Origin of the sequence: Paenibacillus sp. FSL R5-0473, assembly GCF_038004565.1 — a bacterium.
Taxonomy (GTDB): domain Bacteria; phylum Bacillota; class Bacilli; order Paenibacillales; family Paenibacillaceae; genus Paenibacillus; species Paenibacillus amylolyticus.
Genome location: NZ_JBBORL010000001.1, coordinates 731,820 through 752,222 on the forward strand (window position 1 = coordinate 731,820; position 20,403 = coordinate 752,222).

6 protein-coding genes are annotated in these 20,403 nt (G+C 46.5%); all 6 read left to right on the forward strand.

What is annotated here, in order from left to right; genetic code table 11:
- Window positions 1-17 precede the first annotated feature (17 nt).
- From MKY28_RS03300 to fabD, 6 genes are read left to right on the forward strand one after another with little or no spacing between them, the layout of a single operon-like run.
- Window positions 18-7,763: an SDR family NAD(P)-dependent oxidoreductase gene (locus tag MKY28_RS03300; RefSeq protein ID WP_340934868.1), complete on the forward strand. Its 7,746-nt coding sequence runs from the start codon at window positions 18-20 to the stop codon at window positions 7,761-7,763.
- The gene (locus MKY28_RS03305; protein WP_340934870.1) at window positions 7,741-16,734 is read left to right on the forward strand and encodes an SDR family NAD(P)-dependent oxidoreductase; all 8,994 of its coding nucleotides are present in this window, start codon (window positions 7,741-7,743) and stop codon (window positions 16,732-16,734) included. The genes MKY28_RS03300 and MKY28_RS03305 overlap by 23 nt, the downstream gene beginning before the upstream one ends.
- A gap of 27 nt (window positions 16,735-16,761) precedes the next feature.
- On the forward strand, window positions 16,762-17,613 hold the full coding sequence (locus tag MKY28_RS03310) for a 3-hydroxyacyl-CoA dehydrogenase family protein (RefSeq protein ID WP_340934873.1): 852 nt from the start codon (window positions 16,762-16,764) through the stop codon (window positions 17,611-17,613).
- 35 nt (window positions 17,614-17,648) lie between these two features.
- Window positions 17,649-17,882 carry an acyl carrier protein gene (locus MKY28_RS03315; protein WP_076252859.1) on the forward strand — a complete coding sequence of 78 codons (234 nt, stop codon included), beginning with the start codon at window positions 17,649-17,651 and terminating at the stop codon, window positions 17,880-17,882.
- 58 nt (window positions 17,883-17,940) lie between these two features.
- Window positions 17,941-19,011 (forward strand): HAD-IIIC family phosphatase, encoded by a 1,071-nt coding sequence (locus tag MKY28_RS03320; protein WP_340934875.1) that lies wholly within the window; start codon window positions 17,941-17,943, stop codon window positions 19,009-19,011.
- Between the two features lie 30 nt (window positions 19,012-19,041).
- A complete protein-coding gene (gene fabD, locus MKY28_RS03325) occupies window positions 19,042-20,316 on the forward strand; it encodes an ACP S-malonyltransferase (RefSeq protein ID WP_340934877.1) in 1,275 nt (424 codons plus the stop codon).
- The last annotated feature ends 87 nt before the right edge of the window (window positions 20,317-20,403 follow it).

Sequence of the window (20,403 nt, forward strand, 5' to 3'; positions counted from 1 at the left end):
CTGTAAAGGAGAGCAAAATGAGAAAAGGATTAATGGGAAGTATTAAACTGGATGATCTCCTGGAATCCGGAGCAGAATCGGTCGATATCGAAAGTGTTTCGACTAAGGACATTGCCATTATTGGAATGTCCGGCAGATTCCCTGGTGCAGAGGAACTCGAGGCATATTGGAGCAATCTGGTTAACGGTGTGGACAGTATCAGCGATTTTCCCGCAGAACGACAATCTTTCACAGATTATTATATGAAGACACGGGGAGAGTCGGTCGCGTATACCAAAGCAGGGTTTTTGAATCATATTGACCGATTCGATTATCGTTTCTTCAACCTGTCTCCCCGTGAAGCTTCTCTCATGGACCCCAATCAGCGGTTGTTTCTTGAAACGGCTTGGCATGCCATTGAGAATTCGGGATATGGGGGCGGGAAGCTTAAAGGAAGCAACACAGGTGTGTACGTTGGGTTTCGAAACGATGAAGTATATGACTACAAAAGATTAATCACTGACTTGGAACCTCAGGCAGATCCCAGTGCAGTTCCAGGTAATCTGGCCTCCATTCTGGCTAGCCGGATTTCTTACTTGCTGGATCTGAAGGGGCCGAGCCTTTGTCTTGATACAGCATGTTCATCTTCTCTCGTAGCCATCCATCTCGCGTCCCAGGCCATTCGAAACGGGGATTGTGATCTGGCTGTCGCTGGTGGCGTAAAGATACGTTTGTTTCCCCTCGATGAAGGGAACAAGCTTGGTGTGGAAGCGCCAGATGGCAAAGTAAAGGCATTTGATGCAGATTCGGATGGGACGGTCTGGGGTGAAGGCGCTGCCGCTATTATACTCAAACCTTTGAACAAAGCACTCAGGGATCGAGACCATATTTATGCAGTCATCAAAGGAAGTGCTGTGAATCAGGATGGAACTTCCGTAGGCATCACAGCGCCGAATACCGCTTCACAGACAGATTTGCTGGTGAAAGCATGGAAAAATGCGGGGATTAACCCGGAGACGCTTAATTATATTGAAACACATGGTACAGGAACAGATATGGGAGATCCCATTGAGTTTGAGGCCATTCGCAGAGCGTTCCAAAAGTTTACGAACAAGAAACAATTCTGTGCTATCGGTTCAGTGAAAACAAATGTGGGCCACTTGGATTGTGTAGCTGGCATGGCTTCGCTTTTCAAGGTCATTATGGGGATGCGTGAAGGCATGATGCCACCCACACTTCATTTTCAGCGTCAAAACTCAAAAATCAACTTTGAAGATTCTCCAGTCTATCTCAACACACGCCCTAGAATATGGCATGCCGAAGGAGCTCCACGCAGATGTGGTGTCAGCGCGTTTGGTCTAAGTGGAACCAATAGTCACATTGTAGTTGAAGAGCCGCCACGTTATCACAGGCCAGATACCGCAGTGACCCCGGATATGCAAATTTTAACGATCTCTGCCAAAAGTGCTGCCAGCTTAACAAAGCTGGTGCAAGCGTATCAGGCCTTGCTCGTTTCAGATCCTGAACTTTCGCTGGCAGATCTATCATTTTCGGCTAATACCGGAAGAGGGCACTACACTCAAAGGCTTGCGATCACTTACAGTGATCGCAAGGATTTGGAAAGAAAATTGAAGCTTGTATCAGACGTAAATGGTGGTCCTGATCTCGAGATAAACGGAGTACACACAGGCATACATCGGATAATAACAGCCGGTGCAGGGGAGTCCACGCGAAGTACATGGGAAATCACGGAGCAGGAGGTCAGACTACTTGGACAGAAGGCCCAAGTATGGCTTTCTGAACCTCATGTTCATCCGAGGGAAGTGCTGTTGGAGGCCATTTGTGATTTGTATGTTCAGGGAGCCGATGTGAGTTGGGAAGATCTGTACAGAGAAAAGTCTGTGCGCAGGATTCCACTTCCGTCATACCAGTTTGAACCGAACATATGCTGGCTGGACTGGAAATCGGACATGGATCAACGCCAGACAGATGACATGTATCGGAGCATGTATAGAACGCGCTGGATCGCGGATTCTTTGGAACCATCCATACCCGATGAGGAGCAGCAGCCAATTGATGATGGGATAACCCTGATATTGCGAAAAGATAAGGACCTTGAAGGCGAAAGGCTTGAAACCACCTTGCGTAATCTGGGACGAAAGCTGGTATCCGTGACATTTGACGGAGATGTTGCCGTTATGGAAGGACTCTCAGGTCTAGTGCAACTTTCTTCAGAAGATGTTTATGATCATCTGCTTGGTGCATTGCCTTTCAATGATATAACCCGTGTTATTCATCTACTGAGTTCAACGCCCAGAATGCAGGTGCATAATCTGGCGGATCTTTCTCAGGCGGAAATAGAGGGTCCTCTGAGTCTGTTCAGACTGGTCAAATCTCTGGTGCAGAGGGCGGTGTCTGGCCCTGTAGACATATCAATTGCTACGACAACTGCTTATCAAGTGACGGGGGACGAAGTGGAACTGTATCCTGAGCACGCTGCCTTGATCGGCTGGGCTAAGGTTATAGGAAAGGAATATCCGCATATCCGGTGTCAGTGCATTGACAGAGATGAACATAGTTCACTTGAATCTATTCCGGAGTTGGTTGGTGGTATAGGCATCTCCAACGAGAATTTTGCCTATCGGAATGGGATTCGTTATGTTGAACAGCTGGATGAATGGAACACAGAGACTCAGGAAAATAGCGACTGGCAACTGGTTGAAGATGGAGTATACATCATAACGGGTGGAGCAGGGGGGATAGGTTCAGAGATTGGGAGATGGATGGCTGGTCAGACAAAGGTACGAATTGTCCTACTGGGACGGACTGAATTACCCAACAGAGAGCAATGGCCCCTGCTTCGTAAGAATGGGAAAGACCAGACGGCTGTTCAGCAGATTATTCGTGAAATAGATGCCATGGAGAGTCTTGGAGCAATGGTAACTTATTTTAGCGTAGATGTATCCGATGAAATGCGTCTTACCCATACGTTGGATGATATCAGACAAACGGCTGGTTCTATACGTGGAATTGTGCATTGTGCAGGAACGGGCAGTGATCTGTCTACCGATCAGAAGAGTGAAGATGACGTCAAGCGCACGTTGGCTCCCAAGATCAGGGGGACATGGCTGCTTGATCAACTTACCCGACAAGATCAGCCTGATTTTATGCTGTTATGTTCTTCTATCGCTACAACATTCAGCACGTTGACTATGGGAGATTATGTTGCAGCTAATGCCTACCTGGATACGTTCGCTGCACAACGAACCAAGCAGGGACTTCACACACTCGCGATTAACTGGGTGACCTGGAGGGAGCGGGGAATGGCAGCACGTTCGGGTTTTACGGCGGATACTATATTTAAGGCCATTTTACCTGAACAGGCGATCCATACTCTCGCAGACGTTGTTACTCAAAAAGTAGACCGCGTTATTATCGGGGAATTAAACATAGATGGTGGGGGCATTCGTTTACTCGAACGTTCAGGGATTCGGGTTGCTCCACATTTGCTCGAACGATTGAAGAGAATGAAGTCTACGACCAGGTCTATAGCAGAAAGGGCTTCTACCCGATCACTTTCACAACATGGCACGGGTCAGGTGATCCTAACGGGAAAAGAAAAAGAGGATTACACCGAAGCAGAACGACGTGTCGCTGATGTTTGCAGACAGGTATTGGGTTTCGAGGAAATTAACATCCATGAAAATTTCTTTGAACTGGGAGCCGATTCCCTCTTGTTAAAAACAATGCATGCCAGATTGGAACTGCTTGATCCAGGTTCACTTATGATTACGGACTTGTTTGAGCACGCAACAGTGTATAAGCTGGCCCGTTTTCTGGTAGATAAACGCCAGGGAAGCAACAACATGACACATCATACACCGATGAAAGGAACGGAACAGGACATAGCCATTATTGGTATTTCCGTCAAACTGCCTAACGCCAACACCACAGATGAATTCTGGGACAATATTCGTAACGGATTGGATTGCAGGACCGCATTGTCTGCAGAACGAAAGGATGCCATTGATCGCTATATTCGATATAAACAGTTTCCTGAGGGCAGCGTTGCTCTTGTGGAAGGGTCCTATATTGATGAGATTGATAAGTTCGATAGTACCTTTTTCCGTTTGTCTCCCAAGGAAGCAAGTCTGATGGACCCACATCAGCGTCTCTTCCTGCAGGCATGCTGGGAAGCAGTTGAAGATGCCGGTTGTGTAGAAGACATTAGTGGAAGTTATACCGGGGTGTTTGTTGGATACTCGCCGAATATTCGCGATATGTATTCACGACTCATTTATGAAACCAATCCGACTCTGCTATCCAGCGCTATGGTGGGCAACACAGCAGCAGTTACCTCTGGAAGAGTATCTTATATGCTGGACTTGAAAGGGCCGTCGATGGTCGTAGACACAGCCTGTTCATCATCGCTCGTTGCTGTAGATGCAGCATGTCAATCGATTCGTAGTGGCAAGTGTGAAATGGCCATAGCGGGTGGGATTAAAATCCATACGATGCCGATTCATCACACGAATACACGCATGGGAATAGGTATGGAATCCATGGATGGAATCACGCGTGCATTTGATGAGGAATCGGAGGGAACGGGATTTGGCGAAGGCATTGGTGTAATCATGCTCAAACCACTCGAAAAAGCTAAACAGGATGGCGACCAAATCTATGCGGTCATTAAGGGATCAGCATCCAATCAGGATGGCAGTTCTGCCGGGATGACAGCACCAAATCCGGCGGCTCAGGAAGACGTGATTCGCAAGGCATGGGATGATGCTGGCATTGATCCTGCGACCATTGGTTATGTGGAAGCTCACGGGACGGGTACACCTTTAGGGGATCCGATTGAAGTAAACAGTTTGACGAATGCATTTCGTATGTTCACCGACAAACGAAATTTCTGTGCGATTGGATCTGTCAAAGCCAATATGGGTCATCTGCTTGAGGCAGCGGGAATCGTCGGGTTGATCAAAGTAGCGTTGGCACTTAAAAACAAGGAATTGCCTGCAACGATTCACTTTAATCGACCCAATGAAAATATCCCGTTTTACGATTCTGCCATATACGTCAACACCGTTACTCGTAAGTGGGAGGTTGAAGGCCATCCGCGGCGAGCTGGCGTCAGTGCGTTTGGCATGAGCGGAACCAATGCCCATATTGTGCTGGAAGAGCCACCGGCGGATTATACCCATAAAGAACTCCCTGACCATGTTCCTCACGTTGGGCCACAGTTGTTCATGCTTTCAGCCAAATCACGTGAGAGCTTGCAGCAACTTGTTACGAGGTACGTTGCATATGGCCCGCAATTATTACAAATGGATTTGCAGGATATTTGTTACACGGTCCAGGCTGGGCGCAGTCATTATCCGCATCGATTAATTTTTGCAGTGAATACGACAATGGAGCTTGTTTCCCGTTTGAATGAATTGAACCGGCTCTACTTTTGGGAGCCTGAACTGGGTGACACCGGCAAGGTTTTCTATCGTTATGGAGAACACCGATTGGTATCAGGTACGGATGGGATTAGACGTCCGGATGATCTTACTCTGGTTCAGAAGGAAAGTTTGAACGCCGAAATTCAAGAAGTGTCATTAGCGTGGAGGGACGGCTTGTACAGGGACGAATCCATGCAGGTCAAAATTAGTGAGTTGTATTCGGCGGGCGCAGATTTGCCACCATTATTATGGAATGACGGACAGGCAACTCGTAAAGTGCGGCTCCCGGTGTATGCTTTCGAGCGTAAGACACACTGGCTGGACATACCCGACGTCGCCCCTGTAAAAGTGGAACGTATGGAACAACCATTTCATGTTATTCGTTGGGTTAACACGCCATCCAACGATGGGACATCATGGATGTCCTCCGAATCTGGAGATGTGTTATTGTTCACAGGAAAAACCGCTCTTTCGGCATCGATCTATGAGAGATTACTAGCTGCGGGTCGGAAGGTTGTAAGAGTAGAGATTGGACTTCAAAAGGATTCTACTCCAGGTGATGGATGGTATGGCGTTGATTCAGATAAACAGGCGTATGAGGACTTGTTAACAGATCTTCAATCCGAGTATCGATTCACACATATTATCCATATGTCAACGACTGAACAAGCAGTATTTCCCGAGAGTATCGAGCAATTAGAGGTGACCCAGCAACGTGGGGCTCGCAGCCTGATGTATCTTACACAGGCGCTGGCACATGTGGGTTATGAACGCGGGCTGAGTCTTACGCTGGTATCTGATTATGTGAACGAAGTGACAGGTAATGAACGTGTCCTTCAGCCACAACAAGCTCCTTTTATGGGAATGGGACGAGTTGTAGGTCAGGAATTGATGGGCATATCCTGCAAATTTCTGGACGTTGATGATGTTGTCTCTGCTGAAGATGTGTTACAAGAGATCGGCCGGAAGTCTGATTTGTATCTTGTTGCTTACCGGGAAGGTACCCGTTATGAGGAGCAGTTCGAGACTTTGAACGATACGACGGTGATCGGCCATGCGCCAGCAATTCAAAATGACGGTGTATACGTGATTACTGGCGGCACGAAAGGCATTGGACTGGAAGTTGCCCAGTACTTGGCTGACAAGGGAGCAGGACATGTTGCTTTGCTTGCCCGTTCACCTTTTCCGCCGCGTGACCAGTGGACTGAATGGCTTGATCAGAACAGAGACAGGGAAGTGTGCGAGACGATAAACCGCGTCACGGATTTGGAGAAGAAGGGAACATCATGTTCCTTTTATCAAGTGGATATCGGGCATCTGCATAGGCTACGTGAGGTATTTGATGAACTTCGACATACCTGCGGTCCCATTCGTGGCGTAGTCCACAGTGCCGGTGTACCTGGTGAAGGCATGCTGATGCGCAAGACGGAGGAACAGTTCTCAGCGGTGATAGGTCCCAAAGTCCATGGAACATGGGCGCTTGATCAGGTCACGCTTGAGGATAATCTTGACTTCTTCCTGCTCTTCTCCACGATCTCTTCGGTGTTTGCTGCTCCGGGCCAGGGGGACTATGCTGCTGCCAATGCATACCTGGATGCGTTTGCTGCATATCGAAGCAAGCTCGGGAAACGAACCCTAACTATGAATTGGAACACATGGCGAGATACGGGGATGGGCGTTCGTTACGGCATCAATGTGGATGGCGTATTCTCTGCCATTCCTACGGAGCAGGGCATTGCATGGCTGGATCGTGCGATGGGAATGAACTTGAATCGGGTAATCGTCGGCGAGATCAATCGTGAAAGCAAATTGCTTGGCATGATGTCAAGTGTTGCTGTGAGACTATCTGATGACCTGAGATCCCTGGCTACTGATGAGAAAACTGTGTTTCCTGAAACTCAGAACCAGACCGGTTATGCAGAAGTTACTCTGGATGGCAGGACAGGAGAAGGAGCATATAGCGATGCTGAGGATCTGATTGCCAAAATCTTCGGTTCGGTACTAGGGTTCAGTGAAATCAATATTTATGACAGTTTCTTCGAATTAGGGGGAGATTCGATCATGTTGGGCCAGATGCATGAGTTATTGGATCGGCATTTCCCCAATAAGATCAAACTGGTAGATCTGTTTGAATATACTACCGTAGACAAACTCAGCAATTACATTGCAGGCAATGAGCAACATATCCTGCAAGCTGCACCGATAACATCCGCATCAGAAGAGCAGGACGGAGATTGGAATGACTCATTAAGCCATATGCTGGACAAGTTGCAGGACGGGGAAGTATCTGTCGAAGACATTCTTCATCGTTTGGATGAAATACGGCCAGGGGAGTGAGCTTGTGGAGAAAGTCTACAAACATGTTGTTGAAAACATAGCCTCCGGCAAAATTGACAAAGTGACGGGGATTCAGGTCATTAATCTGCTGAAGCAGGAAGAAGCAAATCATCAAGAGGATATAGCAGTCATAGGCATGAGCCTTAAATTTCCCCATGCGAATCGTCCAGAGGAATACTGGCACATTGTTGAGCAGGGGATTGATTGCATAGGTGATTATCCATCTGATCGAAAATCTGTAACGGATGAGTACCTCAGACTAAGCGGATATTCAGACGAATTCCTTCAATATCTGGATGGTGCTTTTCTGGATGAAGTGGATCAATTCGATTATAAGTTCTTCCGTCTCTCGCCAAAAGAGGCCAGTCTGATGGACCCTTGTCATCGTTTATTTTTGCAAACAGCATGGCATGCCATCGAAGATGCTGGTTACGGTGGGCAAAGGCTTGCAGGAAGCAATACCGGCGTCTTTACCGGATTTGCCAATAGTAACAACTATAAGGAAATGATCAAGGATACCAATCCGGAAGAGTTGTCTATTGCGATGACTGGAAATATCGCGTCAATGCTTCCTACCCGCATCTCGTATCTGCTTAATCTAAAAGGACCGACCATGGTAGTGGATACGGCTTGTTCGTCCTCGTTGGTATCCGTTTATCTGGCTTGTAAATCGCTGATGAACGGGGATTGCAACATGGCGATTGCCGGAGGAGTTAAGCTGGATATTTTGCCAGTGGATAATGATTTTCTGAAGATTGGGATTGAATCCACCGACTACCGGACAAGAGCTTTTGATAAAGAAGCAGATGGGTCCGGTATGGGTGAAGGTGTGGCTGCAGTAATTTTGAAGCCGCTTCGTCAGGCTCAGAAGGATGGAGATCACATCTATGGTGTAATCAAAGGCATCGCTTTGAATCAGGATGGAACGTCCATGGGCATCACGGCCCCTAATCCGGTTGCTCAATCCGAAGTAATCGAGGAAGCGTGGAAGCGAGCAGGCATCCACCCGGAATCTCTGGCCTATATTGAAACCCATGGAACAGGAACGAATCTGGGTGACCCTATCGAGATTCAGGGGCTGGAACGTGCTTTTCGAAAATATACGAATAAAAAGCAATTTTGTGCAATTGGTTCGGTCAAAACCAATGTTGGGCATCTGTATGAAACAGCAGGTATGGCCAGTCTGATCAAAGGACTTTTATCGTTGTATCATCAGAAACTCCCGCCTTCCCTTCATTTTAATTATCCAAACCTGAATATTGATTTCGGGAATTCACCCGTCTATGTCAATACAAGGTTAAGAGAGTGGGAGCGAGGTGCTGATCCGCGTAGATGCGGGATAAGTACATTTGGTTTGAGCGGAACGAATTGTCATATAGTGCTGGAAGAAGCTCCTGTACAGGCCACTTTGAACGTTACGCATGATGGGCATACGGGTGTTCATCCATTCACGTTGTCTGCGGGATCAGATCATGGAATTCAAGTTCTGATGAAACAGTATCTGGACGGAGTATCTACCTTCTCCGACAGGTATTCATTACTGGATGTGTGTCGAACAGCCAATGCATGTCGCGGACATTATGCTCACCGAGTGATCATTTTGGCTGAACATTTGGAGGATTTTCGCATTAAGCTGACCCAGGTTATATCTGGAGACATTCATACGTTCACAGCACCTTGGTTTCATTATGGGGAACACCGACTGATCAGCGACAATAGGGAAGTTTCAGGGGTACATGATATTACTCAGAAAAACGTTCGTGCGTTAAGCGAAGAGGTCCGGCAAGAATTGAACCAGATGAATGAGGCTACATTTGACTGGGGGCGCCTGTGTACTCTTTACGTGCAAGGAGCATCCGTGGACTGGTGGCGTCTGTATGAGGGCAAGTCTACGAAGACCGTACCTCTGGCGGGTTATCCTTTTGATTCGCAGAAATGCTGGATTGACATGGGAAGCAGACCAGCAGAAGAGAGTGTCCACCATGACAACGGATTGTTTTCTCTCACGTGGCATGAGCTTGAGGGAGATTACGAGGATAACGAAGTTCATTCAAGCGAGAGAGTTGTACTCTTTACGGCTGATGACAAAGGTGGGGCTGACCTTGCATTGCTTTTGCAACAATCGGGTAAGGACGTCATTAAGGTTTGCCCGGGAGATTACTATGAACAGAGGAACGATACTGATTTTCGAATTGGTTCCAAAGAGGTCGATTTTGATTCTTTAGTCAATGCTTTGGATTCAAAATCATGGTCACAGGTCATCTACGCACCTACCTTTGCTTCGGACACTTCTGTTCAGAATCTGGTGGAGTTGAATGAATCACAGGAACGCGGCGTTTACAGCCTGCTGTATCTGGTTCGTTCATTGACCAGACATGGTATTGATTATGATATGGATATGGTGATTTTGACCCAATGTGTCCATCATGTCACAGGCAAAGAACAGATTCTTAGACCCGAACTCGCACCCCTAGAAGGTCTTGCCAAGGTCATACGCAAGGAGCATCTGAACATACAATGTCGAGTTATCGACGTGGAAGATGTGCTATGGAGCAAAGGGAGTGCAGAGCCTCTTTTCAGAAAAACAGATCACTTCCTTACCGCCATTCGAGACGGAAAACGGTATATTCAGTCATTCGGTACACTCCAGCCTGTTGCAGAGTCGGACAGTAACAATGGACAATTTCCGGCTCTTCATTCAGACGGGATATATCTTGTGTCTGGTGGAGCCGGAGGTATCGGGATTGAAGTATCCAAATATTTGGCTGGCAGGGACAAGGTACATCTGGCATGGATTAATCGTACTGCCTTTCCACCCCGGAGAACATGGGAAGCGATTTTGGAAGCACAGCAGGATCAATCGTTATGCCGAAAGATTCAGGGAGTGCTTGATATTGAAAATATGGGAGCTACCGTTGAAATATACAGCGCTGACATTTCCAAAAAAGAAGAGGTAGTTCCAATTGTAGAAGAGCTGCGTCAACGTCATGGGAAGATCCGGGGGGTTATCCATGGCGCGGGAATCGGAAGATCCGACCTGTTGATGAATCGTACGGATGACCAGTTTAAAAGCATTTTCAATCCGAAGGTGATGGGTACACGTATTTTGGATGAAGTTACCCATTCGGATGATCTGGATTTCTTTATTCTGTTTTCTTCGGTAGCAACGATGTTTAGCGGAGCCGTTCAAGGAGATTATACTGCAGCCAATGCTTATCTGGATGCCTACGGGGAATATCGGAACAAGCTCGGCAGAAGGACACATGTGGTGAACTGGACGACCTGGAAAGAGACTGGTATGGCCCTTGAAGGTGGTTTCACAATCGATACCATTTTTAAGACGTTGCCAACCGGCAAGGCTCTTGAAGGGTTTGAGCAGGTGTTATCCCATAATGTACCGAGAGCACTTGTAGGTTATCTCAATTATGAGAACGGTGGAGTCTTCCTACTCGAAAAATCAGGGGTGATGCTCTCTCCTGTGCTGACTGCGCAAATTGAACTATTCAAGGAGAAAAAGAAGCAGGAAAAAGCGAACAAAGCAAAGAGTGCAGCGACAAATCCAGCAGGAGAAGTAAGTCTGACAGGAAGTCTCAACGAAGAGTTTAGTGATACGGAAAAACGTGTGGCCGAATGTTGCAGAAAAATATTAGGTTTTGATCAAATTGATATTCACGACAACTTCTTTGAACTAGGTGCGGACTCTATTCTGCTAATGAAAATTCAGAGTGAGATTGAGCGAATTTTTCCAGGAGCCATTAATGTTACGGACCTGTTCGAATACTCGAATGTTCATCATCTCGCAAAATTTATCGGTGGAAAAAACAAGAAGGAGGAACAGCGTCCTTCTCCAGCGATGCATCTCAAGAAGCGTACTGCGGCGGAACGAGATGGAGATATTGCGATTATCGGCATGGCTGTGAATGTGCCGCTTGCTTCCACACCTGAGGAGCTGTGGGCGCATCTCGTCAACGGCACGGATCTGGTTCGGTCGTTTCCGGAATCGAGAAAAGCGGATATTGACAAGCATTTTGCGTTCACAGGTCATGACCAGGCACAGATGAAATACAACGAAAACGCGTATCTGGAAGACATAGACAAGTTTGATGCAGGTTTCTTTCGGTTATCGCCCAAGGAAGCAAGTCTAATGGATCCCAATCAGCGATTATTTCTTGAAGCTGCGTGGACTGCAATTGAGGATGCAGGGTATGGCGGCACCAGATTGAGTGGTAGTAAAACAGGCGTATATCTTGGATATGCGGCAACCTTGCGAGATCTGTATGCACGTCTCTTATATGAAGTTGATCCTGGGAGCGGATCAAGCTCCATGGTGGGTAATCTGACAGCAATGATGTCTGCCCGGATATCATATTTATTGGATCTAAAAGGCCCAAGCATGGTTATTGATACGGCCTGTTCATCTTCATTGGTGTCTGTAGACATGGCTTGCAAAGCTATTCGTAGCGGACAATGTGATTATGCACTGGCTGGGGGGATCAAGATTAATCTGTGCCCGGTGGATGATGAAAATATGAAACTTGGCATTGAGTCTACAGACCATCGCTCCAAAGCTTTTGATGATGAAGCAGATGGAGCAGGTATTGGTGAAGGGGTTGCAGTGGTACTGCTGAAATCACTTCAGCAGGCATTGGATGACCATGATTCGATCCATGCTGTAATTAAAGGCGGGGCTGTGAATCAGGATGGCAGTTCAATAGGCATCACGGCACCTAATCCGGCATCCCAAACAGAGGTAATCATATCTGCTCTGGAGGATGCAGGAGTTGAACCGGAGACAATCACCTACATTGAAACACATGGCACGGGCACGACATTGGGAGATCCGATTGAAATTAAGGGCATATCCGATGCACTGTCGAGCTACACAGATCGCAAGCAATTCTGTGCGGTGAGTTCCATCAAGACCAACTTGGGGCATTCTTCGGAAGCTGCTGGAGTGATTAGTTTGGTGAAGGCGGTCATGGCGTTGCGTGAGAAAAAGCTTCCTCCGACGCTGTACTTTAATCGACCTAATCGAATGATTGAATTTTCCAATTCACCGGTCTTCGTGAATACCCGTCTTCGTACGTGGCATTCAGAGGAAGGACCGCGACGTTGTGGGATTAGCGCGTTTGGGATTAGTGGAACCAATTGTCACGTTATCCTGGAAGAGGCCCCAGTGCAGACATTTGTCCAAGCAGAGGAACGCAGACCTTATATTTTGCCTCTTTCCGCCAAAAGTAAAGACTCTCTATCCAGATTGATCGCAGCTTATCATGATTATCTCGATAGTTACGATGAACTGGATTTGTTAAGCCTGTGCGGAACAGCTGCTCAGGGAAGAGGACACTACAAGTTGCGTATCGCCATTCCTTTTAAAGACAAAGAAGAGCTGGTATCCCGATTGGACAAGCTGCGTGGGTGCCCGTTTAGCGAGATTAAACCGCCCGTTGCTTATGCATCTGAACATCGAATGGTTCCTGAGACGAAGGAGCCGGGTGTTGGCGAATTGACGGAACAAAAACTTCGTGAATTAAACGAGCAAGCAGACAGGGTACTGAAGCTCATTAACGAGCACGGATGGGAAGATCAGCACTTGGAGGAAATATCGATTCTTTATACACAGGGGGCCGATATTGACTGGTCCAGATTGTACGCAGAAGAGGAAACCTTCCGGCTCCATCTTCCAACGTATCCTTACGAGCGCAATCGTTGCTGGATTGATATTCCCGAACGAGTTGCGGTTCAACCATCCGTTGTGCAGAAGGAAGAACCAACGATGCATTATACCATTGGCTGGGTGGAAGCAACGAATCCTGAGCGGCTCATTCCGAATCCGCAAACCGTCTTGCTTTTGAAGGGGACAATTCCGTTATGTGACAGTCTCTCCCGGGAACTTACTGAACGTGGAGCACATGTAATTGAAGTTACGCTTGGTGCAACATATGCGAAGATCTCTCCGGTTCATTATCAGATCGATGGTTCGGAGGACCAGTATCTGCAATTATTGAAGGCTACGAAGAACCACAGAATAGATCAGATTATTCATACCTTTACCATAAATGGTCATACAGCACCCGAGAGTCCGAAGGAACTGGAGGATGCCTTATGCCGAGGTGTGCATAGCTTGTTTTACCTTACAAAAGCCATTGCAGGTGCAGGATTGCGAAATCGAATGCGCATTGTTCTGTTATCCCAGTACGTTCACGAAGTTAGCGGCCACGAATCACATCTTGCTCCTGAATATGCAACGATGTTTGGCCTGGGCAAAGCGATTGGACAAGAGCATCCTCAGCTGGAATGCAAAGTCATGGATATAGATGATGACACCGCTATTCCTATTTTGCTCAATGCAATGAATGCAGATGATGTTTTCTACTCCACTGCTTATCGGAAGGGTCAACGATATGTGGAAGAGTTTAGGAAGACAGATCTGTTGGGAGCTGAGCTCTCTGAAGTAACCATTAAGGAGCAAGGGGTCTATCTCATCACTGGTGGAATGGGCGGCATTGGCCGAGCATTCGCAGAACATTTTGCCAACAGACACAACGTTACCTTGATTCTTGCAGGCAGATCGGATTTCCCTGATCGGGAAACATGGCCAGCCATTTTGGAGGATAACAAGGATCTGGAGCAATGCAACAAAATTAAATGGATACATTCGATTGAGACCAAAGGTTCCACAGTAGGTCTCTACAGCGTGGATACAGGTGATCTTCAACAAGTATCAAGACTCATGGAGAACATCAGAGAGCAGTACGGCAAAGTGGATGGCATTGTTCATGGTGCAGGGGTAGCCGGTGAGGGGTTCCTTGCATCCAAGGATGCGGAGACCTTTAACCGTGTGTTGCTTCCGAAAGTCCAGGGAACCTGGAATATTGATCAGGCAACAGCCCAAGACTCTCTTGATTTTCTTGTTCTGTTCTCAACCACTTCAACATTATTCAGCTCTCCGGGTCAAGGAGATTATTCAGCAGCGAATAGTTATCTGGATGCTTATGCAGCGTATCGCAATCGCAGGGGCGGACGAACGTTAACGATCAATTGGGTGGCCTGGAAAGAGACCGGGATGGCCAAAGATTTTGGCGTAAATGATGACATGGTATTCAAGTCTGTTTTAACAAAGTCTGCATTAAAGGCCTTTGACCAGGCTTTTCAGCGTAAAGTGCATCGATCTATCATCGGCGAACTGAATTATGACTCGGAATATATGGCCTACGTAGGTGATATGCCAATGATGATGTCGGAGGAAGTATACAACACGATTCAGGATCAAAGTGCCAGCGTGATTGCTGAAGTGGAGATGAGAAAGGCAACGCTGAACAAAGAAGTCTCATTACACGGCCGCAATGATGGTCAATATACAGCCATGGAACAGATGTTATCCCGGATCTGGTCACTTCATTTGGGACTGACAGAAATGGATCTGTATGATGATTTTTACGAATATGGTGGAGATTCCATTATTGGGCTCAAGATGGCATCGGATATATACAGGGAAACGGGGATACAGGTTAATCCTTCGGATGTGCTGCAATATCCAACGATCTGGGGACTGGGAGTTCACCTGCAATCTCTGGTCGATGTGGAGAATGCAACAGTTGGACAACAGTCTATCCCTCATGCAGAAGTCAAAGAAAAATATCCACTTTCATCAGCTCAAAAAAGGATATTCTACCTTTGCACTCAGGACCCGGACAACATCAGCTATAACCTGAACAAAGCATTGATTATGGAGGGGAATTTTGACCCATTCACGTTGAACGGTTATATGAACACTCTGATTCAGCGCCATGAATCGTTCCGTACATCATTTCACTGGGAACAAGGAGAGCCGATTCAGAGAATTCACGAGAACGTGGATTTTTCGATCGAAACGTTGCCAGATGTCATTTGTGGAACGGAAGCAGTAGAAGATGTAGTGAAGCAGTTTGTCCGACCGTTTGATCTGGAAGCGGCACCGTTGATTCGCATGATTGTCGGTTCGTTGGATGACGGTCGTCATCTGTTGATGTTCGATGTGCATCACTTGGTTACAGATGGTATGTCGATGGACAATATGATGCACGAAATCACGTCAATGTACAGTGGTTCACCTCTACCGAATATTCCTTATCAGTATAGAGATTACTCGGAGTGGAGCAACCAGTATCAGCAATCGGATTCGATTAAATCACAGGAAGCCTTCTGGCTGGAAACGCTGAAAGGACCATTGCCGACACTGCAACTTCCAACAGACTTTTCACGACCTGATCGAAAAACCTATGATGGAGCCAAAATGACTTTTTATGCTGACGAAGCACTCACTGCACGTATAGGCAAGCTCGGAGCACGTACAGGAACCACGCTATACATGTTACTCTTATCCGCCTTAAATGTCCTATTGCATAAATACACGAACCAGAGTGATATACTCATCGGTTCGCCTGTTACGGGTCGCCAACAGGGTAACTTTGATGCCACGATTGGCATGTTTGTGAATACAATTGTCCTGAGAAACGAACCTGTGCCCGATGACTCATTCAGGGAGTTACTTCTGGACGTGAAGCAGCGTACGTTATCGGCTTTTGCACATCAGGACTGTCAATTCGACCGAATTGTACAGCTTGTGAATAGTACACGTGATCCGAGCAGAAATCCGCTGTTTGATGTGTATTTTGCACTGCAAAATGTTGGGATGTACACCGGAGAGATTGAGGATTTCAAAGGCACATTAATCGATTATGACAGTGGAGTTTCAAGGTTTGATCTGGCACTGGATGCGATTGAGCGGGACGGTACGATCGAGTTTATTCTGGAATATAATACAAGCTTGTTCTTGCCTGGCACAGCTGAATATATCGCCAAAGATTTTGTGAAAATTCTTGAGATAATTTCAGAGCAGCCGGATACTTTGATCTATGATATTGAAGTTGATCGTGTCACGGATATCACGGATGAAGCTGTGGATGAAGAAGTGAATTTCAATTTCTAGCCAGATCACAGAGGGGCGTTGATAGGAATGAAGGTTGGTGTAATCGGAGCAGGCGTCATGGGAAAAGGGGTTGCGCAGAGCCTTGCCCAGTCCCGGCACAACGTGGTTTTGATCGACGTGAGTGATGAAGTTTTGGATCAGGCGAGAACAGCCTTGTTTACCAATATCCGATTTTCGGGATTCTACAACAAGGATACCGAGGCCGAAGACCCGGAAATGGTGCTCTCGCGTGTGGAGTTTACGACACATTACGATTCGCTCAGCGATGCTGATTTCATTATTGAGAACGTGCCTGAGCAATGGGATGTGAAAAAAGAAGTCTATGCACAGCTTGAAAACTATTGCCCCGATTCTTGTATTTATTTGGTCAATACATCATGCATTTCGATTACAAAAGTTGGTTCCATCACCAAACGGCCTGACAAGGTCATCGGTGTACATTTTATGAATCCGGTCCCGTTAAAGCCCGTAGTCGAAGCTATTCAGGGTTATCACACTTCGGATACAACGATTGAAGCGACCAGATCCCTGCTCCATACCATGGGCAAAGAAGCCATACTGGTACAAGATCTTCCCGGTTTTGTATCTAACCGAATATCCCATCTTCTCATGAATGAAGCTGCCTTTGTTGTTCAGGATCAGGTAGCTTCACCGGAAGAGGTGGATGACATATTCGTCAAATGTTTCGGACATAAGATGGGCCCACTTCACACAGCAGATTTGATTGGTTTGGATACTGTGGTTCATTCATTGGATGTACTCTATGAGAGTTATCAGGACCCGAAATACAGAGTATGTCCCTTGCTTCGCAAGATGGTGGATGCCGGATTGTTAGGCGCAAAAAGCGGTCAAGGCTTCTTTGAGCACGTGATTCTGTAAGGGTATCGACTATAAATTATACGAGGTGACTGTGCATGGAGTCCAAAGTCAAAGTGAAAACATTTCTGAGTCGTTTCTATCGCAAACGTGAAATTGAGGATGATGAGGATATTTTTGAATTGGGTTTTGCCAATTCCCTGTTTGCAATGCAGATGGTGATGTTTCTGGAGAAAGAATTCAACATTCGGATTGAGACCCAGGATATGGATCTGAGCAACTTCCGTACGTTGAACAAGATTAATGAACTGATTGAACGAAAGACAGCATAGACTGCCTGATGGTCTTGAAGCAATAATTTGGAACAATATGCCAAGGAGGGGTTCAGGTATGGGTGATCCATCGGTAAGTTCGGTAATGGACAAGCAAAAGCAAGAGAAGGTGAAGCTGCTCGTCTGGGATCTGGATAATACAATCTGGGAAGGTGTCCTACTGGAAGATGAGAATGTTGTCTTGAGAGAGGGAATTATTGATGTGATTCGGACACTGGACGAGCGTGGGGTTCTGCAATCCATCGCCAGTAAAAATGACCATCAGACAGCCATGGAGAAGCTTGAGGAATTCGGAATTCATGAATACTTCCTATATCCCCAGATTCACTGGAATTCCAAGTCGAGCTCGATTCAATCCATCATAACTTCCATTAATATCGGAGCGAATACGGTTGCTTTTGTGGATGATCAGATGTTTGAGCTGGAAGAGGTACAGTTTGAGCATGCTGAAGTTCGATGCATAGATGCTGCCCAGTACCTGGACATTCCCGACATGGAGATGATGAATCCCCGTTTTATTACGGAGGACTCCAAACTTCGCCGTTTAATGTACAAAAGCGATGAGATCCGTAATAAGGCGGAAGATGAATTCACAGGTCCCAAAGATGACTTTCTGGCTTCACTTGGCATGACATTCACGATATCTCCCCTCAAGGGAGATGATCTGCAGCGTGCTGAAGAGTTGACGGTGCGGACTCATCAACTGAACACGACAGGGTATACCTATTCCTATGAAGATCTGGAACAACTCAGTCAATCTCCTAATCACAAACTTCTCATTACAGGACTGGAAGACAAGTATGGAGCATATGGAAAAATTGGACTCGCTTTGCTTGAGATGGAAGAGGAGTACTGGACCGTGAAGCTGCTGCTGATGTCTTGCCGTGTAATGTCACGAGGGGTAGGCACGATTCTCATGAATTATATCCTGGAACAGGCGAAAGAAGCCGGGGTCAAGATACGGGCTGAATTCAAAATGACCGATCGTAATCGGATGATGTATCTGACCTATAAATTTGGCGGATTCAAAGAAATCCATCAGGAAGAGGACCTTGTCATTTTTGAACACGACATGAGCTATATTCAGAAAATTCCTTCATATGTGGAACTGAACATTATTAATAATTAATACACCAACCCTATTAATGGAGGTTACGACATGGAAAAAATAGCACTGCTGTTTCCGGGACAAGGTTCTCAGTATGTAGGTATGGGAAAGAGTTTCTATGATCAATATAGCATTGCCAAGCAAACGTATGAGGAAGCGAGTGACGTTGCAGGTGTGGATCTGGCAAAACTATGTTTTGAAGGAAGTCTATCTGAACTGAATCAGAATGAGAACATGCAACCTGCTCTTCTGGCAACGAATGTAGCGGCTTTCAGAGTGTATATGGAAGAAGTGGGGATTCGACCACAGTTCTGCGCAGGTCACAGTATGGGTGAATATTCGGCATTGGTATGTTCAGGCGCCATGACATTTTCCGATGCTGTTCGAATCACCAAATTGCGTGGTGCGATGATGCAGATTCATATTGATCGGGGCACAGGATCAATGACCATTATGGACGGTATTGATGCATCCATCGTGGAGCAACTCTGTGAACAATACAGCGGCGAGCAGGGTGTAGCTGTGGTCTCCTGTTATAATTCGCCAACACAAGCTGCCGTATCTGGTCATCAATACGTACTGGAGGAGATCGAAGCAGCTGTATTGGATGCCGATGGTCAGGTTACTCCCCTAATGTCCAGTGCACCCATTCATAGTTCGCTGATGGCGGAAGATGCAGAGCGGCTCGGCCAAGAACTGGCAAAGTATTCGTACAATATGTTCAAATGGCCGGTACTATCCAATGTTACAGGTCAACCTTATGGTGATGTGGAGCGAATTCCGGGATTGCTGACAGATCAGATGGTCAAACCTGTGCAATGGACACGGATTCTTCAGTACCTTGAGCGTTTTGGTGTCACACTTGCCATCGAAATGGGACCCAAAAATGTATTGAATAAATTGACAAAAACGAACTATCCTGATATCAATTCGCTCTGCTTTGGCGAAAAAGCGGAACGACAAAAATTGATCAGCATGTTTCAATTGGATGGCAAGAAGAAAAAAGGAGTACCCACAGTCATAACTAAATGTTTAGCAATTGCAGTGGCAACGCCGAACCAGAATTGGGATGAAGCAGAGTATCAACAAGGCGTTGTTCAGCGTTACAAACGAATCCAGGCAATTCAGGAACAGGTTGAAAATGCGGGGGACAAACCCTCAAAAGAGCAAATGATAGAAGCGTTGGAACTGCTCAAGGGCATCTTTGAAACTAAAAAGTTACCTGTTAAAGAAAGAAATCAGTGGATGAATCATATCATTGATGATACTGGACATCACTACGAACTGGCGGAGTATCTGGTACACGAAGCTGTCGGCGTAAAGTGATTACATTAGGGGCGAAATGCGCTGCAATAGCGTATTCGCCCTTCCATGAATTCAGCAATACAGGCAATACATAAAGGGGGAGAACAA